The 25900-nt window shown below is 29.3% G+C and carries 18 protein-coding genes and 1 rRNA gene; 3 read left to right on the plus strand and 16 right to left on the minus strand.

All coding sequences use genetic code 11. From position 1 onward, the window contains the following. From CS884_RS00095 to CS884_RS00140, 10 genes are all read right to left on the minus strand, one after another. Positions 1-95: ribosomal RNA gene (locus tag CS884_RS00095) — 16S ribosomal RNA — on the minus strand; the annotation flags it as partial. Positions 96-359: 264 nt separating this feature from the next. Next, the gene (locus CS884_RS00100; RefSeq protein ID WP_099320116.1) at positions 360-1565 is read right to left on the minus strand and encodes a glycosyltransferase family 4 protein; all 1206 of its coding nucleotides are present in this window, start codon (positions 1563-1565) and stop codon (positions 360-362) included. Next, entirely contained in the window at positions 1562-2494 is a 933-nt protein-coding gene (locus CS884_RS00105; protein WP_257875709.1) for an ABC transporter ATP-binding protein, read from the minus strand. The genes CS884_RS00100 and CS884_RS00105 overlap by 4 nt, the downstream gene beginning before the upstream one ends. Further along, positions 2475-4118: an iron ABC transporter permease gene (locus CS884_RS00110; protein WP_099320117.1), complete on the minus strand. Its 1644-nt coding sequence runs from the start codon at positions 4116-4118 to the stop codon at positions 2475-2477. Before CS884_RS00110 ends, CS884_RS00105 begins: the two co-directional genes overlap by 20 nt. Before the next feature lie 54 nt (positions 4119-4172). Beyond that, positions 4173-5327, minus strand: a complete 1155-nt coding sequence (locus CS884_RS00115) for an ABC transporter substrate-binding protein (RefSeq protein ID WP_099320118.1) — start codon at positions 5325-5327, stop codon at positions 4173-4175. Between the two features lie 58 nt (positions 5328-5385). Then, a complete protein-coding gene (gene msrA / locus CS884_RS00120) occupies positions 5386-5871 on the minus strand; it encodes a peptide-methionine (S)-S-oxide reductase MsrA (protein WP_099320119.1) in 486 nt (161 codons plus the stop codon). Continuing rightward, the gene (locus tag CS884_RS00125) at positions 5868-6338 is read right to left on the minus strand and encodes a threonine/serine exporter family protein (RefSeq protein WP_099320120.1); all 471 of its coding nucleotides are present in this window, start codon (positions 6336-6338) and stop codon (positions 5868-5870) included. Before CS884_RS00125 ends, msrA begins: the two co-directional genes overlap by 4 nt. Next, on the minus strand, positions 6335-7120 hold the full coding sequence (locus tag CS884_RS00130) for a threonine/serine exporter family protein (RefSeq protein ID WP_099320121.1): 786 nt from the start codon (positions 7118-7120) through the stop codon (positions 6335-6337). The genes CS884_RS00125 and CS884_RS00130 overlap by 4 nt, the downstream gene beginning before the upstream one ends. A 9-nt stretch (positions 7121-7129) precedes the next feature. Next, a complete protein-coding gene (locus CS884_RS00135) occupies positions 7130-7912 on the minus strand; it encodes a J domain-containing protein (protein WP_099320122.1) in 783 nt (260 codons plus the stop codon). A gap of 57 nt (positions 7913-7969) precedes the next feature. Next, on the minus strand, positions 7970-9739 hold the full coding sequence (locus CS884_RS00140) for an ABC transporter ATP-binding protein (RefSeq protein ID WP_099320123.1): 1770 nt from the start codon (positions 9737-9739) through the stop codon (positions 7970-7972). A gap of 125 nt (positions 9740-9864) precedes the next feature. Between CS884_RS00140 and CS884_RS00145 the strand changes: the two genes are divergently transcribed. Further along, on the plus strand, positions 9865-10701 hold the full coding sequence (locus CS884_RS00145) for a sulfide/dihydroorotate dehydrogenase-like FAD/NAD-binding protein (protein WP_099320124.1): 837 nt from the start codon (positions 9865-9867) through the stop codon (positions 10699-10701). Further along, positions 10694-12094: an NADPH-dependent glutamate synthase gene (gltA, locus tag CS884_RS00150; RefSeq protein ID WP_099320125.1), complete on the plus strand. Its 1401-nt coding sequence runs from the start codon at positions 10694-10696 to the stop codon at positions 12092-12094. Before CS884_RS00145 ends, gltA begins: the two co-directional genes overlap by 8 nt. 296 nt (positions 12095-12390) lie before the next feature. Here gltA and CS884_RS00155 read toward each other — a convergent pair whose 3' ends face one another. Continuing rightward, entirely contained in the window at positions 12391-13380 is a 990-nt protein-coding gene (locus CS884_RS00155) for a hypothetical protein (RefSeq protein WP_099320126.1), read from the minus strand. 175 nt (positions 13381-13555) lie between these two features. Between CS884_RS00155 and ymfI the strand changes: the two genes are divergently transcribed. Further along, complete coding sequence (gene ymfI, locus CS884_RS00160) at positions 13556-14284, plus strand: elongation factor P 5-aminopentanone reductase (protein WP_099320127.1); 729 nt, start codon at positions 13556-13558, stop codon at positions 14282-14284. Positions 14285-14299: 15 nt separating this feature from the next. Here ymfI and CS884_RS00165 read toward each other — a convergent pair whose 3' ends face one another. Genes CS884_RS00165 through CS884_RS00185 form a run of 5 tightly spaced genes read right to left on the minus strand, consistent with a single transcriptional unit; the run spans position 14300 to position 25888 of the window. Then, a complete protein-coding gene (locus CS884_RS00165) occupies positions 14300-17665 on the minus strand; it encodes a UvrD-helicase domain-containing protein (protein WP_099320128.1) in 3366 nt (1121 codons plus the stop codon). Beyond that, positions 17666-21019 (minus strand): PD-(D/E)XK nuclease family protein, encoded by a 3354-nt coding sequence (locus tag CS884_RS00170; RefSeq protein WP_099320129.1) that lies wholly within the window; start codon positions 21017-21019, stop codon positions 17666-17668. After that, positions 21016-24072 carry an AAA family ATPase gene (locus CS884_RS00175; RefSeq protein ID WP_099320130.1) on the minus strand — a complete coding sequence of 1019 codons (3057 nt, stop codon included), beginning with the start codon at positions 24070-24072 and terminating at the stop codon, positions 21016-21018. The genes CS884_RS00170 and CS884_RS00175 overlap by 4 nt, the downstream gene beginning before the upstream one ends. Then, positions 24069-25169, minus strand: a complete 1101-nt coding sequence (locus tag CS884_RS00180) for an exonuclease SbcCD subunit D (protein WP_099320131.1) — start codon at positions 25167-25169, stop codon at positions 24069-24071. Before CS884_RS00180 ends, CS884_RS00175 begins: the two co-directional genes overlap by 4 nt. After that, complete coding sequence (locus tag CS884_RS00185) at positions 25166-25888, minus strand: YaaA family protein (RefSeq protein WP_099320132.1); 723 nt, start codon at positions 25886-25888, stop codon at positions 25166-25168. The genes CS884_RS00180 and CS884_RS00185 overlap by 4 nt, the downstream gene beginning before the upstream one ends. Positions 25889-25900 lie beyond the last annotated feature (12 nt).

Genomic DNA, 25900 nt, shown 5'->3' on the forward strand with positions numbered 1-25900 from the left:
ATTCCGAAGAATTCAAATGAGTTTCATCGTTCGACTTGCATGTGTTATGCACGCCGCCAGCGTTTATCCTGAGCCAGGATCAAACTCTCATGAAAATTTATATGAGAGCTTTTGATTCAAGCTCTTTAATTCATTTACACTGATTTTTATCAATGCGTGATTTAAGTTTATCCATCCATTTATCATAGATTGAAATCATTTTTTAGACAATTTGTTTTTGTCTATAAGGTTACTCAAATTAATTGATTTTTGTTTAATTACTATTTAATTTATTGGATAAGTTTTCTTATCCGGTTCTTTTGTCGCTTGTTAACGACAAGATATATAATACCAGATTTATTTTTTTTGTCAATACTTTTTTAATTTTTTATTATTTTTAGTATTTTATTTCCTATATTTGACCAAGATAAGCTTTTTATTTCTTCTCTTACTTCTTTTGTGAACAAACTTTGATTTATTCTTTTAATTTGTTTTTCTATATTTATGCTAAGTCTTTCTACGTAAGCTTCTTTGTCTTCTTCATAAGCCTTGTCTATGTCGTAAATTCTTGGTAGCTCTGTAAATTCTATAACTTTTGCTTGTTTTATTTTTTCTCCTAATGTTTCTATTAATCCATCTATATGACTTGCTACCACGAGTCTATCGCAGGCTAGTGCTTCTATTGCAATTAATCCCAAGGCTTCAAAGTATGATGGTAAGATAAATATGTCAGATTCTCGAAGCAAATGTGCTAATTTTTTCTGATCAAGTGCATGGCAAATTATAAGTCTTTTTGAGTAATTGGCGGATTCTTTCATTAAATGAATTGATTCTTCGCTAGCATTTCCAATTATATATAATTTGATATTTGGATATTTTTTTTCAAGTATCGGCAATGTTTTGCAAAGTTCAAAAACACCTTTTGACTGACTAACTTTGCCTGCGTAGACTAAATCTATTGTATCTTTAACGTGGGTAAATTTTGGCGGATAAAATATTTTATCGTTATATCCACCACCAACGTTATGAATTTTGCTAGGATCTATCTTTAATAAATTGATAATAGCTTCATCTTCTTTGTCTGTTACTGTTAATACATAGTCTAGATCTTTTATGTGGCTTAGTCTTTTTAGAAATTTCTTATGTTTTTTTATTTGCCTAATGTCTGTTCCATGAGATATGCCAACGACTTTTTCCTTATCGAAAATTTCTCTTACCAAATCGCTTATGAAAAATAAATGGTGGGTTATTACAAGATCCGGCTTAAATTCTTCCTTGATTTCTATTAATCTTTTTTTAAAAGCTTTTAGTAAAATTTCAATCTGCTCATCTGTCATTTCTGAATAAACGGTAGATTCGTAAGGCATTTCATCGCTCATTCCACAAATTCTAAAGGGAAGTTCTTCTGTATTATAGGTAACTGGCAAAGAAATTTTGCAATTTACTTTAAGGTCATGTTCTTTTTCATAGCCATATACCGCTGCATTTTCAATGCCTAGTTGATTTAAACTTTCTATTAAATTTGTAAAATAAACTCCGCTTCCAGTTTTGGCAGGAAGTTGAGTTAAAACGTGCAATATTTTCATGATATTTTTTCCATTTCGTATGATACTTTAACTTTATCTCCTATTTTCTTGTCAAAATTATTGTTTAATGTTAGCATTTTTAACTTTCGCAAATCATTTGATAGATATAGTTCAACAAAACTTCCAACAAATATTATGTCTGTGATGGTAAATTCTTCTCCATCATCTGCAAATGTGATTTTTTCAGGTCTTACGTAGGAATCATTTACAAAGTTTTTTTGACCAATAAAATCTAAGCTTTCTTTGTTTGAAGGATGATTATAAATTTTTGAAGGATTTCCTCTGTCTATAATTTTCCCTTTGTTTAATACTATGACTTCATCAGCCATTTTGAAGGCTTCAGCTTGATCGTGGGTTACAAAAATTGTTGTAAGCTTAAATTCCTTGTGAATTTTTCTTATTTCAAGTTGCATTCTTTCTCTAAGTTTTTGATCTAGTGCACTAAAAGGCTCATCCATTAGTAAGATTTTGGGTTTTACTACAAGACTCCTTGCTAGGGCAACTCTTTGTTTTTCTCCACCAGAAAGTTCACTTGGTTTTCTATTTTCATATCCTTTAAGCCCCACCATCTCTATGGTTTTTAAGGCTAGATCTTCTTTTTCTTTGTTGGTTAAGGATTTTTGATTAAATTTTAGACCATACATTACGTTTTTCATAACTGTCATATGAGAAAATAAGCCTAGACTTTGGAAAACTGTCGCAACTTTTCTATCATTTGGATCTTTGTCTGTTATATCTTCTTCATCTAAAAAAATACTTCCCTCATGATCAATAAAACCGCCAATAGCATGTAAAATCGTACTTTTCCCAGATCCTGAAGGTCCTAGTAAACAAAGAAATTTACCTTTTTCAAGATCTATATTAATATCATCTAGGACTTTATTTTTTCCATATGTTTTTGAAAGATTTTTAATTTCTAAATACATCATTAAACCTCAACTTATTTTGCGATTGTCTAAATAATAAATTTATTGCCAGGGTAAATAATAAACAAATTATCATAATCAATAGCGCTATTACTGATCCCTCGTTGTACTTGCCACTATTAATAACATCAAACATTACTAGAGTCATAAGTTTTTTTCCTGGATAAACTAAAAATATAATGGATCCAACGGTTGTCATTGTTGTTACAAATGAGTTTATCAGTGAAATTCTAATGGAAGCTTTTATATTTGGGATAATTCCATCTTTTATTTCATAAAAAGTATTGCCACCTAAATCTCTAATTGAGTTTACGATTCCAGGATCAACTGATTTCATAGCTGCATTTCCAACCCTACTAGAAAATGGTAATTGCTTAAACAAAACATTTAAGACTACAATTATACTTGTGCCAGTAATCATAATTGGAGGGGATTTAAAATACAACAAATATCCCAATCCAAAAAATGTGCCAGGAATTATATAAGGTAAGTTTGAAAAAACATCGATGATTTTCATAAACTTGCTATTTTTTATTATTATATAGTAGCCTATTAAAAGTCCTATTAAAGTTCCAAAAAATGCCGAAATCAAGCTATATATGACAGATCTTAGCATGGCCTTGTTTATATAATTTCTAGTTTTTGCAAAGTTTTCCAAAGTTAAAATCAAATGTCCATTTTTCATTCTGCTGAAAGCACTTAAAATAATCGATCCATAAAGCAAAACTAACAATAGCAAAATAAAGATAGAAAGAACTCTAAAGATTTTAAATATGAAGCCATCTCTTTTTATATTAACGTCATTTTGAGCGTAAGAATTAGCGACCAATGTTTTTTCTTTATTAAAAATATTTGAAATAATGAAAACAAGTAGTATCGGAAACAATAGAAGAATGTTTAGTGTGCTTGCTTTAGCAAGGTTTCCATTTGCTATTACTTCAAAATAACTTTCTAGCGCTAATACGTTAAATTTGCCACCTATAATTGAAGGCGTTGCAAAATCTGACATCGCTTTAAAAAAGCTTAAAAGGAAAACTGTTATAAGTCCATTTTTTAGTTGTGGAATTATTATATCAATTATTATTGAATTTGTATCAGCTCCCAAAGATCTTGCTGAGTTTAAAATATCCTTTGACATATTGTTTAACAAGCCCAACAAAACTAGACAATTTAGGGATAAAAAAGATAGGGTTTGCATAAAGGAAACGCCCCACATATTATATGGATTAAAACTTAAATGCAAAATATTGTAAGTGATAAAACCTCTTCTGCCGAATAAATTTATATAACTTAGACTTGTTACGAAGGGAGGACTGATAAGTGTAATTGCCAAAATTACGTTAATAATTTTTTGGATTTTTTTATCTGATAAATATGTGTAAACAGATACTATCACAGAAGTTATGAGAGATAGTAGAGATGTTAATATTCCTAATTTCAAAGAATTATATAGTAAGTTTTTATTGGCTAAAATATCCTTATAGTACTTGAAATTTAAAGATCCATCTATTATTAAGCTTTCTCTAAATACGCTTAAAAATGGCATCAGTATAAATAAAATAACGGACAAAGCAAGTAAAAGCTCAAGGCTAAAATCTATTAAGTTTATTTTTTTTGATTTTTTCATAATTTTCTATATACAAATATGGAGCTGATATATCAGCCCCACAATTTTTAAAATTTATTTTTCGCTTGCTTTATCTCCAGCAAGTTCTTTAAATCTGTTTAGCACTTCTTCTCTCATAGAACCAAATGTTGATAGATCTTCTTTGATTAGTTTATCTTTTGGTAAACCTAAGTCTAGACCCTCAATTCCTGGAACTATAAGTTGGTTAGAATCTTTTCCATCTATTTCAGCTATCATGCCTTGAGCTTTTTCGCCTAGCATAAAGTCAACAAAAGCTTTAGCCACATCAGCATTTTCGCTATCTTTAAAGATTGCTACGCCTTCTGGAACCCAAGCAATACCATCTTCTGGATAAACAACTGTTAGATTGTTATCTTTTGCAGTGTCAAAAGCCATTTTGTCAACAGGAATAATTCCTATAGCAAATTCACCTTGAGCTGTTTTTTCTTGAGGATCTTTTCCTCTTTTTGAATAGAAGTCTATATTGTCATTGATTTTGCTAAATAAATCCCAACCTTCTTCTTCGCCATATAGGTCAAGAAGTCCTTTTAGTGCAGCATAGTTTGTTCCAGAAATAGCTGGGTTACTCATAATTATTTCGCCCTTATATTTTGGATCTGCTAAATCTTTCCAAGATTTTGGTGCTTCTAGTCCTTTTTCTTTAAGAATAGAATCATTTAACAAAAATCCTACTACTGTAAGTCCTTTTGAGAAATAGAAACCATCTTTATCTTTGTATTCTTCTGGCAATTTATCTGTCATTTCAGATTGATAATTTTCTAAAAGTCCATCATCTTTTGCTGCCATAAATGCATCAAGTCCACCCCCAAACCATAAGTCAGCCATTGGCTTGCCTTCAGCTTTTGTTCTTGAAATTACTTCTCCACTTGACATAGATAGAAATTCTACCTTTGCTCCAGTTTCTTTGGTAAATTCATCAAAAAGTGGAACATAAGATTCACTTGTTGCAACTACATTTAGAGTTCTGCCATCAAAGTTAGTTGCTGCTTTTTCTTCATCTTTGTTAGCTTCTTCTTTTTTGTCGCTATCTTCAGTAGTTTCTTCATTTGCCTTTGTTTGCGCACTTTCTTCTACTTTTGTTTCTTCTGTTTTGCTTTCTTCTTTGTTTGAATTATCAGCTCCACAAGAAGTTAATGCAAAGATAGCAATTAGCGCTAGTGATAACTTACTTAAAAATTTATTTTTCATTCTCTCCTCCTTTAAGTTATAGCATAATTATTATAATGTATAGCAAAGAAAAATCAAGTTATATATCTGGTTTGTCGTTAATATTTATATGACAATAACCATTTAGATTTTTGTCTAAATAGTCCTGATGATAATCTTCAGCTATGGCAAAGTTTTTTAATTTTTCTACTTCTATTACGATTTTATTTTTCTCTTTTTCTTGTTTTTTGCCAATAAAATTAATAGCTTTTTCTAAATCGCTTGTACTAGTCAAAAATATCCCAGTCCTATACTGTCTACCTCTGTCATTTCCTTGTTTATTTATGCTAAAAGGATCTACTATATAGTAAAAATATTCGAGGATTTTTTCAAAAGTTATTATTTTATCGTCATATAAAATGTGGAGAGTTTCAGCGTGGTCAGTTTCTTTCACCCTTCTATAATTAGTAATTTCTGTCTTACCATTTGCATAACCTACTTCGGTATCAATAATTCCATCAATTGTCTTAAAATAGGCTTCCATTCCCCAAAAACATCCACCAGCCAAATATATTTCTCTTATCATTTATAATCTCCTAAATAGTTGGTTCTTTTGCTTTGTCTAATTCTATAGCTTTTTAATGACTTAGAAAATGAACTTGCTAACAAAACTCCAAATGCAATAGCTCCAGCTATTACAACAGCCTTATAAAAATAACTGATAGCAATATCAGAATGTCCATTGATAAAGCTACTCATGGTATTGTATATGGCTTCTCCAGGGCATAGGTTAATAATTCCTGGAATGTTAAAAATTGAGGCTGGATATCTAAGTCTTCTTGCTTGGATTTCTGCAATTGACGCTATTAAAAGCGAAGACAAAAAAGTTGCAAAATATATGCTACCACTATAATTAAGGGTAAGTCTATATATAATCCAACCAATTCCCCCGTTTAATCCTGCAACTAGCAAAGCTTTTTTGGGAATAGAAAATACTAAACCAAAACCTATTGATGAAAGTGAACTTATTATAAATTCTAATACGTATCTCATATTTTTAAAAACCCAAACAATCCAAGTGGCATTGCAACCCCAAGTGCTAGAGCAATTGATATTAAAATTGCAAGGCTTGCTCCAGTCATTCCACTAAGTGCATCTCCACTCATTAAATCTCTAACCGCATTTGTTATCATAATTCCCGGCAAAAAAGCCATAAGCGAGCTTATTATTACGACATTTACGCTTATTGGAATAAGACTATCAATTATCAAGGTCAAGCTTGAAATCAAAAGTCCATATAAAAAATGAACTACAAAATAACTTAACTTGTTATTTTCCAAAAATAAAGAAAAGACATAACCTAAAAATCCAACCAAAAATGAAAATATTACTTCCTTAATACCTGCACCAATTAGCAAAGAAAAGGCGCCAGCTGCAAGAGTTGCTCCAAGTATTTTTAAATTTCTAGAAGTGCCTTCTGATTTCTTAATTTTATCAATTTCCTCGATGGCTTGCTTAAGTGAATACTTTCCCAAAGAAAACTCTCTAGAAAAATTATTTAGCTTATCTACATAATAAAGATTATTGGATCTTGACTTAACTCTTCTGACATTGGTGTGAACTTGGCCCTTATAAGAAAAAGAAATTATTATAACATTGAAAGTTGCAAAAACATCCACATCTTTTATCATACTATTTGACCTTAACATTATTTCCGCAGTATCTTCAACTCTGTATGTTTCCGCACCATTTGCGAGCATCATTGCTCCTGTTCCTGCAGCAATTTCCGATAAAATGAAGGCTTCTTCTAGGGTGCTAATATTGTCGTATGTCATAATTTTTACCTAACTGAAATTTTGCTTATATTTTTTGATATTTTCTTCTGTCAAAAATTCATAAGCTTGGTTAATTTTCGTAAACATCTCAGTTGCATTTGGATCTTTATTTATATCTGGATGATATTTTTTAGCTAATTTCCTGTAATTTAGTTTTACTTGGTAGATGTCTGTGTCATAGCCAAGACCTAGGGTTTGACAAGATTTTTCGTATTTTTCCTTAAAACCAATATTTTGTGGGCCATTATAAGCGCCACCATAGCCTTGATTATTATAATCATTTTGATAATATTCGCCGTAAGCATTTGAATTTGTATAAGAAAATCCTCTCATAAATTCTTCAAATCTTCTATTCATCTCTTCTTGTTGGCGACGGGCAGCTTCTTCTCTTGCTCTTCTTTGAGCTTGTTCTTGTTCATATTTGTATTTATTTGAATAATCGGATATACTTTCGTAGCCCACTTTTTGGCCTGTTATCATAGAGTCAGCCCTATCATACATCCATTCTGTTAGTGTATAATTGGCATATCTTAATAGAGAGATAAATTTTGGTCCAAGAATTGGTATAAAAATTACCGCAAATATAAAATACATGGCTTCTTTTGGCAAAAGTAGTGGAATTATAGGGAATATAAAAATAGTAGAACATCCTACAATAAATAACATCAAAAGCAATTGTCTTATCCCTTCAAAGGTTACAACAATTACGTTCATTATATTTATTAAAACGTTGAAAAAGCTCCCGATTCCAGTTGCTAGTCCATGTATTATTTTTCCAAAAATCTTTTTCATATATTATTTCTCCATTCTATAAAAGATTTTAAGATTTAATATAAGGAAAACTAAAATTTAACCAAACAAGTCCTTGTTGTTGCTATAGTACAAATTGTAGTAGATTCCTTTTTGATCTAATAATTGTTTATGGCTTCCTCTTTCAACTATACCATCATAGGTCAAAACTAAAATCTCATCTGCATTAATAATTGTAGATAATCTGTGAGCTATTGTTATAGTAGTCCTTCCTTTTGATAAAATTTCTAGTGATTTTTGAACAATTGCTTCGCTCTTATTATCCAAAGCACTTGTTGCCTCATCTAGGATTAGAATTGGTGGATTTTTCAAAAATACTCTTGCAATTGAAATTCTTTGTTTTTGACCGCCAGAAAGTTTTACTCCACGCTCTCCAATATATGTGTCATATCCATAAGGCAAATCTTTGATAAATTCTGTTGCTCCTGCAAGTTCAGCAGCTCTTTCGATTTCTTCTTCGCTTGCATCTTCCTTGCCATATCTAATATTATCTCTAACACTTCCGCTAAATAAATACACATCTTGTTGGACAATTCCAATATTATCTCTTAAAGATTCTAAAGTTAGATCTCTAACATCTTTTCCATCGATTTTAATATTTCCACTTTCTATATCATAAAATCTTGGGATTAATTTCGAAATTGTTGTTTTGCCTGCACCAGATGGACCAACTAGGGCTATATTTTCACCAACATCAACTGAAAAAGAAATATCTTCTAGGACATAAGGCTCATTATCTTGAGTTTCTGGATATTTAAAATACACATTTTCAAAATCAATTTTGCCCTTAACATCTGCTAATTCAATGGCTCTATCATGGTCAAAAATATTGCTTGTCATATCCATAATGTCGACAAATCTTTCAATACCGGTAGCGCCAGCTTGGTAGACATCGGTAAAATTAATAAGTCTTTCTATTGTTGCAACCAGCATATTTAGATACATTACAAAAGCTATAAGATCTCCTGGAGTAATTTTTTTATTTAAAACAAAATATCCACCAAGGAAAATTAAGATAGCATACATTAGTCCTGAAAAAATTTCATTTATCATGAAAAATCCAGCCATATCAAAATATCTATCTTTTTTAATATCGACAAATTTATTATTATCAACCTTAAATTTACCTTTTTCGATCTCTTCATTGGCAAAAGATTTTACAACAGAAATTCCCAAAAATGTATCTTCAACTGAAGAATTTATATCTCCAATTTGTTTTTTGACATTCATAGTCGCTTGTCTAAATTTACGCCTTTTATTTGTAGAAATTACAAACATCAAAGGAATAATCAAATAAATTACAAGGGCCAGTTGCCAATTTATTGTAAGTAAAACCATAAAGGAGAAGATCAATTTTATCATGCCAACCAAAAACTCCTCGGGTACATGGTGAGCAAATTCTGTAATATCAAACAAATCTGTCGTTATTCTACTCATCAAAGCACCAATTCTTGCTTCGTTGAAAAATTCTGTATCCATAGTTAATAAATGGTTAAAAACATCTGCCCTCATATCTCGTTCAATCCTTGCGCCCATGATATGGCCTAAGGATTGCATAAAATATTTTGCAGCTATTTCAATAATTTTAGAAACTAAAAAGACGATTCCTACCTTAATAAGTCTACTAGCATCAAGTAAGCCCAATTGCGCCCAATCTGTTAGATAAGAAAGTAATATAGGTAAAAGCAAACCTGATACTGTAGTAAGTGAAGCAGAAATAAGATCTACTGTTAATATTTTTTTATAAGGTCTATAGTAAGGCAAAAATCTTTTTATAAGATATTTATTGCTATAAGTTTTCTTTTTCATCTAAACTCCTTTAATATTTTTAATAACACATATACCTTACCATTTTACTATGAATTTACTATAAAATAAGTAGTGATTAGTTGAAATTTCTAAAGTCATTTGTTATTATAATATGGGAGGGAATAATGGCAAGAATAATTGAAAAAACTAACTTAAATGATAATACTATAAAATTTGTAGTTAACGCTCCTGATATTGCTAAAAGAGCTTTGCCAGGACAATTTATTATATTAAGATTAGACGAAAAAGGTGAAAGAGTTCCTTTTACCATATCATCAACAGATGGTGAAAATGTTACTATTATCGTTCAAATTGTCGGTGCAACAACAATGAGAATGGATAAACTTAAGGCTGGCGATGGATTCTTAGACTTTGTAGGTCCACTTGGAATTCCAACAGAGCTTGATGAGCTTAAAGGCAAAAATGTTTGTGTAGTTGGAGGCGGACTTGGAACAGCAATTGCTTATCCACAAGCTAAATACCTACACGATATAGGCGCTCATGTTGATGTAATAATCGGTTTTAGAACAAAAGATCTTATTCTTTTAGAAGATGAGCTAAAAGAAGCTAGCGAAAATTTATACATAACAACAGATGATGGATCCTACGGTTTCCATGGTTTTGTAACACAAATTTTACAAGAAAATATCGATAAGGGCAAAAAGTACGACCACATCCTAACAATAGGACCAGTTATTATGATGAAAAATGTCGTTGAAGTTACTCGCCCATACGCAATTCCAGTTACAGTTAGCATGAACTCAATAATGGTCGATGGAACAGGAATGTGCGGTTGCTGCAGACTTACAGTTGACGGAAAAATGAAATTTGCCTGCGTAGATGGTCCAGATTTTGATGGATATAAGATAGATTTTGCTGAAGCAATGAATAGAGCAAAAAATTATATTAAAGAAGAAAAAGAACATATTTGCAGACTAACTGGGGAGGTAAGAAATGCCTAAATTTAATATGAGTTTAAAAAAGGTTCCTATACCTGAACAAGACCCAAATGTTAGAAACACAAATTTTAAAGAAGTAACTCTAGGCTACACTCTTGAAATGGCTAAAGAAGAAGCTACAAGATGTATCCAATGTAAAAATAGACCTTGCATGGCAGGATGTCCTGTATCAGTTCATATACCAGAATTTATCCACCATGTAGTAAACGATGATTTGGAAGCTGCTTACGATGCAATAGCTCAAACAAATAACCTACCTGCAATTTGTGGTAGAGTTTGCCCACAAGAAAATCAATGCGAGGGAGTTTGCACAAGAGGAAGAAAAGGCGAACCAGTTGCCATAGGTAGACTTGAAAGATTTGTTGCCGATTGGTATATGAATAATTCTTACAACAAACCAGTCGAAGTAACAAGCCAAAATGCAAAAGTTGCAGTTATTGGATCTGGTCCTTCAGGTTTAACAGCAGCTGCAGATTTGGCAAAACTTGGCTATCAAGTTGTAATATTTGAAGCCTTCCACACCGCTGGTGGAGTTTTGATGTATGGTATACCAGAATTCAGACTTCCAAAACAATTAGTACAAAAAGAACTTAAAAACGTAATTGGACTTGGTGTAAAATTACAAACAAATACAATAGTTGGTAGAACAATTTCTCTAAACGATCTATTTGATCAAGGATTTGAAGCAATTTATGTATCAACTGGTGCTGGTCTTCCATCTTTCTTGGGAATTGAAGGCGAAAACCTAAATGGAGTTTATTCTGCTAACGAATTTTTGACAAGAATGAACTTGATGAAAGCTTACAAATTCCCAGAATACGATACTCCAGTTCATATAGGCAAAAAAGTTTGCGTAGTTGGTGGAGGTAACGTTGCAATGGATGCTGCAAGATCTGCAAAAAGACTTGGTGCTGATGTAACTGTTGTTTATAGAAGATCTTTTGAAGAAATGCCTGCAAGAGTTGAGGAAAGCCACCACGCTATGGAAGAAGGAATAAATTTCCTAAATCTTCACAATCCAGTAGAAATCATCGGCAAAGATGGTTGGGTAAGTGCAGTTAAAGTTGAAAAAATGGAACTTGGCGAAGAAGATAAATCTGGACGTAGAAGACCTATTCCAACTGGAGAATATGAAGAAGTTGAATTTGATTCTGTTATAGTTTCCATAGGTCAAACACCTAACCCACTTATCAAACAAACAAACCCAGATATAGAAACCGAATCTTGGGGTGGAATCATCATAAACGAAGATACCACAATGACAACAAAAGATGGAGTTTTTGCTGGTGGTGACGCTGTAAGTGGTGCTGCAACAGTAATTCTAGCAATGGGTGCTGGTAAAAAAGCTGCAGAAAATATCGATAAATATATTAGAAATAAAAAAGCAAATAATTAATAAAAATATGGGATTGTTGCAAAACTATAAATAAATATCGTCCCATCATTAGAGTGTTCTCCTAGAAAATTTTTACTTACACGAAGGCGTATAGCCTGTCGGTAAGTGAGTCTTTTCCTTAAGCTTCATCTAATGATAAGGGACGATTTATTTCTTCTGCAAAAGTTCCTTTTTTTGAAAATATTGATTTAACATAAAAACTCGAGCCTTAGCCCGAGTTTTTATAAAGAAAATCTTGTCTTAATGATTTGTAATATTTCTTTTATATTAAATTAATGTTTTAAACAAGTGTTTTATTAATACTTAGCAAGTAATTCTTTTGCTTCTTTGATTAGGATTTCTTGTTCTTCAACAAGTTTATCTAGTTTGTCAACAACTTTTGCTATTGTCTTTGGTGTATTTTCTTTTAGGAATTTTACAGCTTCTATTTTGATTTCTGCTTGTCTGATTGCTTCTAGGAGTTTTTCTCTAGTTTCTGCAGAAATTCCCTTTTCTTCTTTCTTATCAGAATCTTTTGTAGTTTCTACTGATCTGTAATTATATCCAACTACATCAGCTTCATCACCAAGAATTTCTCTTACTATTGCTTTGTTTTTCTTTATTTGTCTTATTTCTTCTTCTAGATTTTTAATTTTTTCAGAAGTTTCTTCTTTTTCTTTGTTGATTTTTTCAATTTTTTCATTTATCTCTTTGTTCTTAGCTTCTTTTTCGTCTAATACCGCTTCTATTTTATCAAGTTGTTTATCTAATTCTTCTAATTTTTCACTTAAAGGTTTAATTTTTGGAAGATACTCATCATAAGCTTTTTTTGCTTCTGCGGTTATCTTTTCTTGATCGCCCCACTTGAAGGCAAGTTCAGATTTTTTCTTTTCCAATTCCTTATTATTAGGATCAGCTTTATATGCATCATTTGCTGCCTTCCATTGTTCGTATAATTCATTTGATTTTTTTACTTCAGCCTTGTACTTAGCTAGTATTGGTTTAAACTCAGTTAATATTGGTAAATATTCTTTATATAGCTTATCACGTTCTGGCCAAATCTTATCATATTCATCATAATCTTTACTTGTGTCTTCTTTTTGATTTTCTAAGTTAGAAATCTCATCATTTTTTTTCGCTATATCTTCTTTTAGACCATCAATTTCAGCTTCCTTTCTTGGAATTTCAACATCAATTGATAGGTCTTCCTGAGCATAAGCTACATTTTGATTTGCTTCTACAAGATATGCTCCTCCAAGAACAAGTCCTGCAGATAAAGTTAGGGCTAATATATTGTTTTTTTTCATTAACTATCCTCCAAGATTTTATATTATTATTTTAATTTATTATATATAATTATATAATAAATGTTAAAAATTTGCAATACTTTAAAGTAATTTGCTGGTTATTTATAAAAATATTTTAATTTTTTTAGAGAAATTCTGTTTTTAAAATTTTCTTTCTTTATGTTATAATTAAAACATGAAAACAGTTTTAATTACAGGATCTTCTCGTGGTATCGGTGCTGCTATCGCGCAAAGATTGAATAATGAATATAAAATAGTAATAAATTATAATAATAGTAAAGATGAGGCGATGAAATTATTAGAAAATTTGAGAAAAACTAATCCTTATGTCATCGCAGTAAAGGCTGATGTTTCCAAGGAAGATGATGTGAATTTGCTTTTTGATCTTGCCGAGAAAAATTTCTCCCATGTTGATATTCTCATAAACAACGCTGGGATTTCTCATTTTTCGCAGATTCAAGATATAGAATTTGAAACTTGGAAGAAAGTCATAAATACAAATCTCAATTCAGTTTTTCTTTCAAGCAAAAGGGCCATCCCCAATATGATAAAAAACAAGTACGGAGTTATTATTAATATGAGTTCGATTTGGGGAGATTTTGGTGCAAGTATGGAAGCTTTGTATTCGACAAGCAAGGGGGCTATAAACACTTTTACCAAAGCTTTGTCAAAAGAGCTTGCTCCTTCTGGAATTAGGGTAAATGCAGTTGCTCCAGGTATTGTCGATACTGATATGATGAGAAATGATTTTTCTTACCAAGAATTAGAGGAACTAAAAAAGGAAGTGTCAGTCAATAGATTTGCAAAGCCAGAAGAAATTGCAGATTTGATAAATTATTTGATTTCTGATCAGGCAAGTTACATAACTGGCGATATTATCCATATAAACGGAGGATTTTTTTAAGGGGATTTATTCCCCTTAAATTTCCTCAATTTGCCCAAAATTGTACCAATATATTAATGATTTGCTAACTTTTTTCTTTAGACTTTCTTCGATTGCTCTTCTGTAAATTGCTAGTTGTTTATCGTAAAAATCTTGTCTGATTATCCTATCAGTTTTAAAATCGAGAACTACTGCATAATCTTTAAACTCAAAGATCAAATCTATCTGACCATTTACAAAATAATCCTCGTATTTCATCAAAAACGACTCTTCTTTTCTTATATCTTTAGCATTTTCGTATAAGTTTTTTATAGAAGGATTAGAAAAATATTTTAGTATCTTATCTTTTTCTATAACTTTTAATTCTTCTTTTTTTATTTTATTTTCTCTAATTAACCTTGAAAATTCCTCATCTAATGAGTTTTTATCGTAATTTTTGTAAGTAAGTCCTTGAAAAACTTTGTGGATTATTGTTCCAATATCCGTTGGCTTAAATTCTTTTTTTTCTAGGATGAAATTTGCTTTTCTAAATTCATTTGCTAAAGGAATTTTATCATAAAGCGGAAGTTCATAGCCGTCATTTTCTGGATTAAAATTTTTAGTAATTTCTGTTACAGATTTTTTGATTGATTCCTTGCTATCATTGATAAATTCATATTCTTTTTCATATAAATTTACAAAATTTTGATAAAGGGCCTTTTCATAATCCTCTGATTCAAGAATTGGTCTTATGTCTTTAAGGCTGAATTTTTTGTAATCTTCCTCCTTATCATAGGTCATAATTTTTACTTCATTAGAAAAATAATTTGTCTTAAAAGGCCCATCAAAAATTTCAGATGAAATTTGATCTGTCGAACAAACTGCAAGAATCCAATCTATGTATGAAGTCATATTTTCGTAATCATCTCTTCCATAGATTTTAGAAATACTTTTTAGATTTTTTGCTCCAACTATTATCAGTTTATTTATTGGTCTTGTTAGGGCAACGTATAAAACTCTCATTTCTTCTTTTTTATTATCCAAGCTGATTTTTTCATTTATCAAATCTCTTCTGACAGAGGATAATTTTACTTTATTTTCATAATCGCTAACATTGATTCCAATGCCTAGTTCTTCGTCAAAAACTATATTTGCGCTAAGATGTTTGTTGTTAAATCTTTTTCCCGTATCTGCCAAAATTACAACTGGAAATTCAAGACCTTTGGACTTATGAATTGTCATAATTCTAACCAAATTTTCATTTTCTGATAATTCTCTTACTGCATTTAGGTTATCAGTTTGGTATAAGGATAAATTTTCAACATAAGTCAAAAATCCATAAATTCCATCATCGTTGTCGTTTTCATATTCGCTCATAAGTTCTATAAAAGCTTCAACGTTATTAACTCTATCACTTGCCCTATCGCGAGCCAAAAGATAAGTGTAGTAGGTGGATTTTTCAAATATATAATTGCCAAACTCATAAAGATTCATTAGCGATAATTGGTAGCTAAAATCTTCAAATTCAGTTTTAAAATCATTTATTTTTGCAAAAATTTCATCATCTTTATCGTAAGTTTCAAAATTTTCATAAAACTTAGATTTTTTGCCATAAAGTTTGATTTTTGCCAAATCATCTTCAGAAAAATTATAAATATCGCTTCTTAAAACAGCCAAAAGACTTAGGTCATCCTTTGGATTTGCTACATATTTTAGAATATTTGTAAAAAAATCCACTTCACTTGCTCCAAAGGAAATTTTGCTAATATCGTTAAAAAATGGTATGTCAAAATCTTTAAAAGCATTTTCATATTGGTAGGATTTTGCTCCCGAACGCAAAAGGATTGCTATATCTTTGTACTGATAACCATCACTAATCAATCCTTCGATAACATGGGCAATATGATTTGCCTCATCCAGATCCTTATCCAAAATGTGAATTTCACTTTTTGCCTTTAAGCTTTCAAATTCTTTTGAGGGATTAAGCCTGTGGCCACCATTTTTGTAATCAATTCCAGAAAATTTTTTGGTCATAAGTTTATCAAAAATAAAATTATCAAAATTTAAGATGTCTTTATCGGTTCTAAAATTTTCATTTAGGTTAATTCTAGTGGATTTTCCTCCATCATTTTCATAAAGATCAAGTTTTTCTAGGAAAAGTTTAGGATTTGCTCGTCTAAAACCGTAGATGGATTGTTTTACATCCCCTACAAAAAATAAATTCTCATCTGATTTTAATTTTTCAATTATATGGTTTTGAATTTCGTTGCTATCTTGATATTCGTCAAAAAATATATAGATAAATCTTTCTTTTAGGATTCCCAAGGCTTTTTCATTATCTAGAAGTTTTATAAAATAATGCTCCATATCGTTAAAATCCAAATAGGACTTTTCTTTTTTGTAAGCCTGATAAAGATCCATGAATTTTTCTGTAAGAATTTCTAGTTCTTTTAAAATATTGGTCTCTTTTATTGAAAATTTCTCAACTATATCCGAATTTGTGTTTAAAACAAGACTTGCTAGGTCTGTAATTTTTTTCTTGTACAAATCTCTTGTTGCTTTTAGGGTTGCTTGGATATCTTTTTCATCTTTTCTTGCCCTGACCATGGACTTAAACTTAATTTTGTTAATTTCTTCAATAAATAAGTCCCAATTTTTTTCAATCAGATTTAGCTTTTCATTTACCAAATTATAATCTTCGGCAAACAAATCTCTGTATTCATCTCTTAGAGCAAATTTTTCTGTTAAATTTTGATTTTCTTCTATTTTTTCTAAAACTTCTTTAAGGCTAGTCCTTATTTGATCTTTAAAAATTTCAAAATCAAAAATTCCACTTGTTTTCTCTTTTAGCCAAAATAGAGGATCTATTTCTGCCATACTTTTCTCAAAGGTCTTTAAAACAACATCTTTTGCTTCTTTGTCGTTTCTTGAAGTTGAAAAATTGTGAATAAATTCGTGAAAATTTTCATCGCCTATTTCATATTGGTCAGAAAAAACTTGGTCTATTGCTTTTTGCTTTAGCAAAACATTGGTAGAATCACTTATAACCTTGAAATTTGGAGATAAATTTTCGAAAAAATAAAAATATTCTCTTAACATATCTGAGGCAAAGGAGTGAAGCGTTTGGATATGGGCATGCTTTATTAATTTTAGCTGATTTTTTAAAAATTTACCGGAAGGATCCTTTTCAATTTGCTTTACAATCTCATTTGTGATCCTATCTTTCATTTCTATTGAGGCTTTGTTGGTAAAGGTTACAATAATCATCTTATCGATATCAACTTTATCATTGATAAGCAAATCAATTACCCTATCAACTAAAACCCTAGTTTTGCCAGAGCCAGCAGCTGCTGATACGATTATATTTTTATTTCTAGTTTTTATAGCCTTTAATTGGCTTTGTGTATAAATAATATCAGCCATCTAAATCTCCTCGTTTTCTAAATCTTTTACAGTTTTTTTAGAATCAAAATCCCTATATTTATCAAAATCTATACTTTCATCAAACTTACAAATTCCCTTATAATCGCAATATTGACATTCATTTCTTGAATCATTGTATCTAAGCGGATTAATTTTGATATTTCCTAGTTTAATTTCTTTGATATAAGAACTTACCAGTTTTTTGGCGAAATTTTCCAAGATTTCTTCTTCTTCAAGGCTTAGTATATCAGTATTTTTCTGATCGATTACATTCATAGTTTTAATATCTGTAAAATCCTTATCTATAAGCTGAAAAATTTCTTCATTAACTTTTACTATCAAGCCATTTATCCTAAATTTATCTCTATAAATTTCTGAAAGATTATTTTTTTCATAAACTTCATTTAGTTTTAAAAGTTCATCAGCCAATGGCATATAAAATGAACCGATTGGAGTGATTTCTTTATCACTTTCTTTGGCACTAATCATATAAACAAGCAGTTGCAAATCAAGACCATTTAGCACATTAACAATTTTAAAGGTTTTTTTGCCAGTTTTATAATCTATTATTCTTAGAAAATTTCCTGCTCTATCTATTCTATCAATTCTTCCTCTCAAATAATTTTTATCATCGACAAAAACTTTTGGCAGATCATTTTCTTTGCCATAACCAAAATCCACTTCTACATCAGAAATTCTAAACTCTCCAGATTTTAATTGGCCAAGAACTTCTTTGGAATTGTTTTTGGTGTTTTTTATAATATTGTTTAAAATAAAAATATTTCTTTTATCATCTCTACGAGCCTTATCCAAATTATTTTCTATACTTTTGCTAAAATTATCGGCAATAAGATTTTCTAAATCCTCATTTGTAATATCTTCTAAATTTTTATCCTTAATAAGCTTTGAAATTTCTTCATAGCAAGAATGAACAATAGTTCCAAGCTCCATATTATCCACATCAAAATTCTGTTCTCTTTCAATTTTTAAGCCATAATTTATGAAATATCTATAAGGGCATTTTGAATAAGTTTCAATTTCTGTGATATTAAAATGATTTTTCGAATAAAGATTTGTCGCTGTAGCTAAAGACAAATTATTTTTGTCATTGGAATAAAAAAGCGCTGCCAAAATAATTTCATAAAGACCGTAATTTTTTAGATAATTATTAAAAGCTTTTGTAAATTCTAAGCTTTTCTTATCCAAATTTTCGCCTAATTTTATTTTCCATAAATTATTCATGGCAAATTTTGTAGATAAATTTTTAGAAAATTTCAAATCTTCCAAGGAAATATTTGTAAAATTAAAGGCCTTTAGTTTTGGAAAAATATTTAAAATTCCATTTAAAACGATAGATTTATTAATTCCTCCCCCATTTTTGTCACTTAGAGCATAGTTTAGATAAATTTTATCCGAGCCTTCAAACATCTTATAAAGATTTAATTTTTCTTTCTCTTCCAAATCCTCTTCGTAAATCTTTAAATCTAGATCGATATTTTTAAGCTTTTCTTTTTCATCTTTTGCCAAAATAAATTCCCTGGCACTTTTTGACGGGAAAAATGAATCATTAAGGCCTAGGGCAAAATTTATTTTTTTGTTAGGAATTCTTGGAGATTGAAAGCTTGTGATAGTCAAATGGTCCTTGCTTGGTGGGATAATTCCAATTTCAATGTCGTTACAAAGGGCGTAAATTAGAGTGTAAATATCTTTTAGACTATTTTTTCTATTTCCCATAAGACTTGCAATTTCTTCTAAAATTCCTAAAAATTTATCCCAAATCTGGCTATTTTCCTCGAATTTATCAAGGTCAGATTTTTCATTTAAAATATTTTGATAATTTGTAATTCCTCTAATAAATTTTTCATTGCTAATTAATTCATAAATTGCAGTAACTATTTCTTTGCTTTCAGATTCTTTTTTTGAAAGATCTATTAATTTTGAAAATAAATCAAGAATTTGACTTCGGATATCATTTATAAATCCATATTCTTCTTCTATTGCGCTAATTTTCTCATCTTTTTGCGGATCATTTTCATAAAATTTTTGGTAAAATTCATAATCCATAAGAAAATATTTATCAGCTAAAAACATAGAGCCTTTTATTTTTCTTGTAAGTAGATAATTTTGCAAAGTAATGGCTTTTTTGTTGGCATTTTCTCCAAAATCAAAAATATTTGACCTTAAAAAATATGAAAGATCCTGATAATCAAATCCGTAAATCACAATTCTTAAACAAGATAGGAAAGTTTTTATTATGTGATTATTGATTAGTTTATTGGTTTTGTTTAAAAAAATTGGAATATTATATCTTGTAAAAATCTTTTTTATTTCATTTTCATATTCACTTTGATCGCTTATGTAAATTGCAATATCCTTATAACGAATTTTTTCTTTTGCTATGAGTTTATTTATAGTTAATCCCACATTTTCGACTTCTGATTTTGTAGATGTTGATTCAAATAAATATATATTTTTTGGTGTTTTATCATAAATTTTGGGATTATATTTTTCAAAATTCGTACAAAGATGCCTTATGTCTTCATTATTATTTATTTCTGACTGTAAATTAATCTCATGAACTTGATCAATTTCCTTTAAGCGATGATAAAATTTAATTGCCATATCATAAATTTCAATGTCTTTTGAAAGAGGATTTTCTATAAAATTTTTATCAAGAGTTAGGCAAATACTAACTTTTTTTGAAATTTTCACTAATTTTTCAATAAAGTCCATCTTGATATCTGAAACGTAGTCGAATTTGTCAAAATAAAAATTAGCATCTTTTATAAAATCACAGCTATCAAGCTTATCAACAACTAATTCTACCATATCTTCAGCATCGATAAAGTAATCCTTGATGGCTTTTTGATAGGCATCAAAAATTAGTTTACTTTCCCTAAATTTTAGTTTTAAAACCTCATCTTCAAGATCATTGTCGATTTTCTTAAAAAATTCCTCATCGAAATTATTATCTTTTATATTTGTAATTAAATCTTTTAGGTCATTTACAAAATCAATATTTTGATAGGCATTTTTAAATAAAATAAGCTCATCATTTATATCTTTTAAAATATTAGTAATTACCATGAGTTTTCCATTTTTTCCTAATATTTCACCATCAAAACCACCAGATCTATCAATTATATAGCGGCAAAAAGAAGAAAATGATAAGACTTTGGCATCCATTATCGTTGTAAAATCAACATTTTCCAAAAGATTTATATCAGATTGCAAAGTGTATTGTTCAGGGACTATCAAAAAAGATTTTTCGCCCTTTAAGAGATTTTCATCGATTTCTTTATAAATAAATTTGCTATTATTATTTGAAGATTTTGATATTATTAGATTTATCATGCTTTAACCTCTATAAAACTTCCCTGGTTACTTGTGTATGTGACAAGAATTTTCCCATCTATTGCATCTTTTAATTCCTTGACATGAGATATTAATCCTATAAATTTATTTTCATAGGAAAGTTTTTCAATTTGTTCTATAACATTGCTTAAATAATCTTCTGACAAGGTTCCAAATCCTTCGTCGATAAAAAGTGTATCGATTTTTATCGAGCCATTTTCTGCGCTTATTTCATCTGAAAGGCCCAGAGCAAGGGCAAGAGAAGCTAAAAAAGATTCTCCACCAGAAAGAGTTGAGGAAGGTCTTTTTTTGCCAGTATTATAATCAAAAATTTCTATATCAAGACCTTGTTTTTGCCTTAAATCGTTGCCAGTTGAAGATCTAACCATCATAAATTGTCCATTTGACATGGAATCTAGCCTTTTGTTGGCGTAAGATAAGACTTTATCGAAATAATAAGTAAGAACGAAGCTTTCAAAGTCGATTTTTTCTCTGCCTGAAACTTTTCCAAATGATCCATTTGCAACTTTTGAAAGTTTTGCCAAAATTTCTGCATCTTTTTTCTTATCATCGTATAATTTGGAAATTTCATCCAAATCACTTATAGTCTGATATATATTTGATAGATTTATATTTATTTTAAGCTTTTTCTCCCTTATATCTGACAAAGATTCATTAACTTCAGATAGATTTTCATCTATTTTTTTAGTATCAATTATATCCAAATCCTTATATTGGATGTAATTTTCACTAAGAGTGATTAGTCTTTCTTGGTCTTTGAAAAAACTTGTAATTTCATCTTTGTAGGCATTAATTTCATCAAATAAGTCTAGATATTTTTCAAATTCCTCTATATTTTCAAATTTTTCTAGCATTCTTTTTTCAAAATCTTCTTTGTAAGAAATCTTATCTGCTTTTGTTTTTTCAATTAGCTCCTTTGTGTTTTTCATATTTATTTTAAGCTCTTGATCTTTTAGCTTAATTTCATCGTATAATTTTTTGTTTTCTTCAATTTCTTTTGAGATTTTTGCTATTAATTTTTGCTTTTCAGCAATTTTTTCTGCTAATAATTTAGAATCAATTTCTTCCATCTTTTCTTTATTTGCCATGTAAGAAATTTTTGTTTTTTCAAAGTCTTGGTTTTTTTCTTCTAAATAGCTTTTATTTTTTTGAAATTCATCTAATTTTGCTGAAATTTCTGCGACATTAACTTTATATTTTTTTAATTCTTCCTCGATATTTTCAATTAAAAATTGATTTTCTTTTAAAGAATTTTCTTTTTCTGCTAATTTTTTTCCTAAAATTTCTAATTCTTTTAAAAGTTCTGATTTTTCTAAAACTTCTTTTAAGGAATTTTTGAATAAATTATTTTTGCTATTTAAAGTTTCAATATCTGAGCTTACTTGTACAATATTTCTATTTACTTTGTCAATATCAATTTCAAAAGTTTGGTATTTGCTAAAATTTTCCTGATGTTTTTCTTTACAAACTGGGCAAATACCGCTTTCATTTAGCTCATCAATAAATTTGTTGATTTGTATAAGTCTTTGATTTTCAAAATAAAGTTTTTGTTTTTCTTCTAATTTTATTTTTTCTTCTTTTTTTATTTCTATTAGTTTTTTATTTTCGGATATTTTTTCTAAAATTTTTTCATTTTCTTTTATTATATCAAGCTTATTTTTAATGCTTTCTTCTTTGTTTTTTTCCTGGTAAATTGATTCCTGAATGGCTAATTTATCTGCTTTTAATTGGTTTATTTCTTTAGATTTGTCGATAAATTTATCGTTATTTTCTTTAAGATTGTTATTTAGTTGAATAATATTTCCATCAATTTTTTTTATTTCTTTTTCATCTTCTTCCATAGATAAAAATTTTTCTTTAATAATTTGAAATTCATTAAAATCATCTAACAATTTTTTATTATCATTTAGAGATATTTTTAATAGGTTCAATTCTTCTTCTTTTTTCAAAAAAATTATCTGGTCTTTTTTAATTGCTTCTAATCTTATTGAATTTTCGACAAAAAGCTCTTTTAATTTCCCTAAATCATTTTCTTCTTTTTCAAGATCAGCTTTGGCTTTATTAAAGCTTTGATAATAAATTTTAATATTTTCTCCATAGCTAGCTTTTTTCAAATCTTGGTCTAATTTTTTGTATTTTTCATTTTTTGATAAATTTTCTGCCAAATCTTTTGCTATTTGCTTATATTTTGCGATATTTTCATTTTGAATTTTGGCTTTTTCTCTATCTTCTATTAGGAGTTTTTCTTTTTTTGAAAGATCTTTTTCATTTTTTTCTAAAATTTCGTATTCTACTTGATTTTTTTCTTGGTAAGACTTGACGGTTTTTTTGATATTAGCAAAATCATGAACCAAAACATCTTCCCTGTTGATATTTTTTGAAAGATTATCGTATTTATAAATTACATCTTCAAGCCTTCTATCGATGATATCAATATTTTTATTTGCTTCTAAGGCCTCATTTTTAATCCTTTCTTGGATTTCTTTATATTCATAAGTTTTAAAAATATCGCCAAGGATCTTACTTCTATCATCTGATTTAGCCTTTAAAAATTCCTGAAATTCTCCTTGAGCTAGTAGCATTACCTTAGAAAATTGATTTTTATCTAGTCCTATTATTTGCTTGATTTTTTCGTTAACTTCGCCTATTTTTTCAGCAATTATTTTCTTTTCATTTGTTATTTCATAAAAGATTGCTGAATTTTTTATATTTTGATTTTCTTTGGTTTTTTTGGCAAATTGACTAGGGATTCTTTCTATTTCATAGATTTTTTCATCGACTTTGAATGTGAGATTGACAAAAGTATAGGGATCATTTTCGTTAAGATAATCACTTCTTAAACTATAAACATCAATCCCTCTTGAAACTTCCCCGTAAAGACCATATTGAATTGCATCAAAAATAGAGGTTTTGCCTGAACCTGTATCTCCAGAAATTACAAAAACTTTTTTGTCGTAAAGTTTAGTAAAATCTATTTCTATTTGATTTTTATAGGTCAAAAATCCTCTAAATTTTAGCCTTATTGGCTTCATGATATCACCCTTTTTATTAGTTGTTCTTCTTCATCATTCAACTTTTCATTCATCTTAAACTTATAAAATTCTTCAAATAATTCTAGTGAATTTTTGGCTGATAAATCTATGGAAAAGTCATTATCTAGATCGAATATTCCCCTATTTTTGTAGGATAATTGCACTATATTAGGGAATTTTTCTTTTAGCTTTGCCATAGGATTTTCAATAGTCATATCATCTTCAAGGATGACTTTTATATAATCATCTGAGGATTCTTCTTTGATAATCTGGTCAAATTTGCCAGTGATTATTCTAAAATCTCTTAAAGCATTTATTTCAATCTCTTCAATTTCTAATTTATCTGTCAAATCGATAAGGGTAACAGACTTTGTTTTATTTACCTCATCAAAAGAATATTTCATAAATGTTCCAGCATATCTAATTTTAGGATCCATTACAAATTGTCTATTATGAAGATGGCCAAGCGCCACATAATCAAAGTCCATAAATAAATTGGCATCCATGGCATCCGATCCACCAATTGATAAGGGTTTTTGCCAAAGATTATAGGCATTTTCTTCTTCTATGGCGTATTTATTGGCATAACAATGACTTATTAGGACATTTCTATCTTTTAATTTTCTTTTTTTCAGTATTTTTTTATAAATATCTGTATAATTTTCTATATTTTCGTCAAATAAAATTTTCCCCTGGTTAAGAGAAATAAAGGGAATTAGATGAAAATTAACTATTCCATATTCATCTTTAAGACTTATTATTTCATCCTTGAACTCGCCAAATAAATGATAATTATTAGCCTTATAAAATTTAGAATTTACGTCAAATCTTTTGGCGGAATCGTGGTTACCACTAATAGCAAGAACAATTTTTCCCATTTTGAAAATTATTTCTTCAATAAAATCTGAATACAAGGTCAAAGCTTCAACGCTTGAAATTTGCGTATCGAAAATATCTCCTGCAATCATAATTACATCTACATTTCTCTTTCTAATTATTTCAAGTATTTGCTTTAGGCAATATTTTTGATCTTCTATCAGAGAATAGTTCCCAATAGCTTTTCCCAAGTGAAGATCTGCCAAATGTAGAAGTTTCATCGATTTCTCCTAAGGAAAACTAAATTATTAGCTTTTGATAGATCTTCCTGATATTTGTAGGAATCTATTTCAATTTTCTTAATTTGATCTATATCATCTATTTTTTTGCTGATAATTTCTTTTAGCATCTTTCCTCTCATCTGTTTGGTCCAAGCAACTATCGATTTTACTTTTCCATTCCTATAATCCTTAAAATCAAGGCTTACAAACTTATCTTTATCCTTTAGAAAAGGAGTGATTGTTTTGGAATATTCCTTGCTTGCAAGATTTATTATCAAATCATCATCTTTAAATAATTCCTTGTAGAGTAAATCTCCCCAAAATTCGTACAAATCAAAGTCTGGATTGTCAAAATATAATCTATAATCGGAAATTCCAGTTAATGGTTTTGCCAAACCCCATAAAGCTGAAATTATATAAAGATGATCGTTTAAATAGGCTAAATCATCAAAATCTTTTTTATTAAATTGCTTAAAAACCAAACCGTCATAGGCAAAAATTGCTGGATTGTCCAAATTTTCTAAGTTCATTTCCTGATAATCAAAATAAGCTTTTTCTGTTAATTTATCGTTGGTTTTATTTAGATTTCCCATGTCGTTTAGGTTGTAAGTTTTTAGTTTTTCTACTAAAATTTTTGTCTTTTCTTTAAATAAAAGTGGTTCGGTTTTTATATTCTTATTTTTCTTAAAACTTTTGGCTGGCGAAATAATTATTTTCATATCTTCCTCCGA

It is taken from the genome of Anaerococcus sp. Marseille-P3625 (assembly GCF_900232825.1).
GTDB lineage: Bacteria > Bacillota > Clostridia > Tissierellales > Peptoniphilaceae > Anaerococcus.

Coding starts and splice junctions, on each gene's coding strand:
- CS884_RS00145 (WP_099320124.1), top strand. CDS start 9,865: ATGGCAAGAATAATTGAAAAAACTAACTTAAATGATAATACTATAAAA.
- CS884_RS00115 (WP_099320118.1), bottom strand. CDS start 5,327: ATGAAAAATAAATTTTTAAGTAAGTTATCACTAGCGCTAATTGCTATC.
- CS884_RS00110 (WP_099320117.1), bottom strand. CDS start 4,118: ATGAAAAAATCAAAAAAAATAAACTTAATAGATTTTAGCCTTGAGCTT.
- CS884_RS00105 (WP_257875709.1), bottom strand. CDS start 2,494: ATGATGTATTTAGAAATTAAAAATCTTTCAAAAACATATGGAAAAAAT.
- CS884_RS00155 (WP_099320126.1), bottom strand. CDS start 13,380: ATGAAAAAAAACAATATATTAGCCCTAACTTTATCTGCAGGACTTGTT.
- CS884_RS00180 (WP_099320131.1), bottom strand. CDS start 25,169: ATGAAACTTCTACATTTGGCAGATCTTCACTTGGGAAAAGCTATTGGG.
- gltA (WP_099320125.1), top strand. CDS start 10,694: ATGCCTAAATTTAATATGAGTTTAAAAAAGGTTCCTATACCTGAACAA.
- CS884_RS00185 (WP_099320132.1), bottom strand. CDS start 25,888: ATGAAAATAATTATTTCGCCAGCCAAAAGTTTTAAGAAAAATAAGAAT.
- ymfI (WP_099320127.1), top strand. CDS start 13,556: ATGAAAACAGTTTTAATTACAGGATCTTCTCGTGGTATCGGTGCTGCT.
- CS884_RS00135 (WP_099320122.1), bottom strand. CDS start 7,912: ATGAAAAAGATTTTTGGAAAAATAATACATGGACTAGCAACTGGAATC.
- CS884_RS00100 (WP_099320116.1), bottom strand. CDS start 1,565: ATGAAAATATTGCACGTTTTAACTCAACTTCCTGCCAAAACTGGAAGC.
- CS884_RS00165 (WP_099320128.1), bottom strand. CDS start 17,665: ATGGCTGATATTATTTATACACAAAGCCAATTAAAGGCTATAAAAACT.
- msrA (WP_099320119.1), bottom strand. CDS start 5,871: ATGATAAGAGAAATATATTTGGCTGGTGGATGTTTTTGGGGAATGGAA.
- CS884_RS00125 (WP_099320120.1), bottom strand. CDS start 6,338: ATGAGATACGTATTAGAATTTATAATAAGTTCACTTTCATCAATAGGT.
- CS884_RS00130 (WP_099320121.1), bottom strand. CDS start 7,120: ATGACATACGACAATATTAGCACCCTAGAAGAAGCCTTCATTTTATCG.
- CS884_RS00170 (WP_099320129.1), bottom strand. CDS start 21,019: ATGATAAATCTAATAATATCAAAATCTTCAAATAATAATAGCAAATTT.
- CS884_RS00175 (WP_099320130.1), bottom strand. CDS start 24,072: ATGAAGCCAATAAGGCTAAAATTTAGAGGATTTTTGACCTATAAAAAT.
- CS884_RS00140 (WP_099320123.1), bottom strand. CDS start 9,739: ATGAAAAAGAAAACTTATAGCAATAAATATCTTATAAAAAGATTTTTG.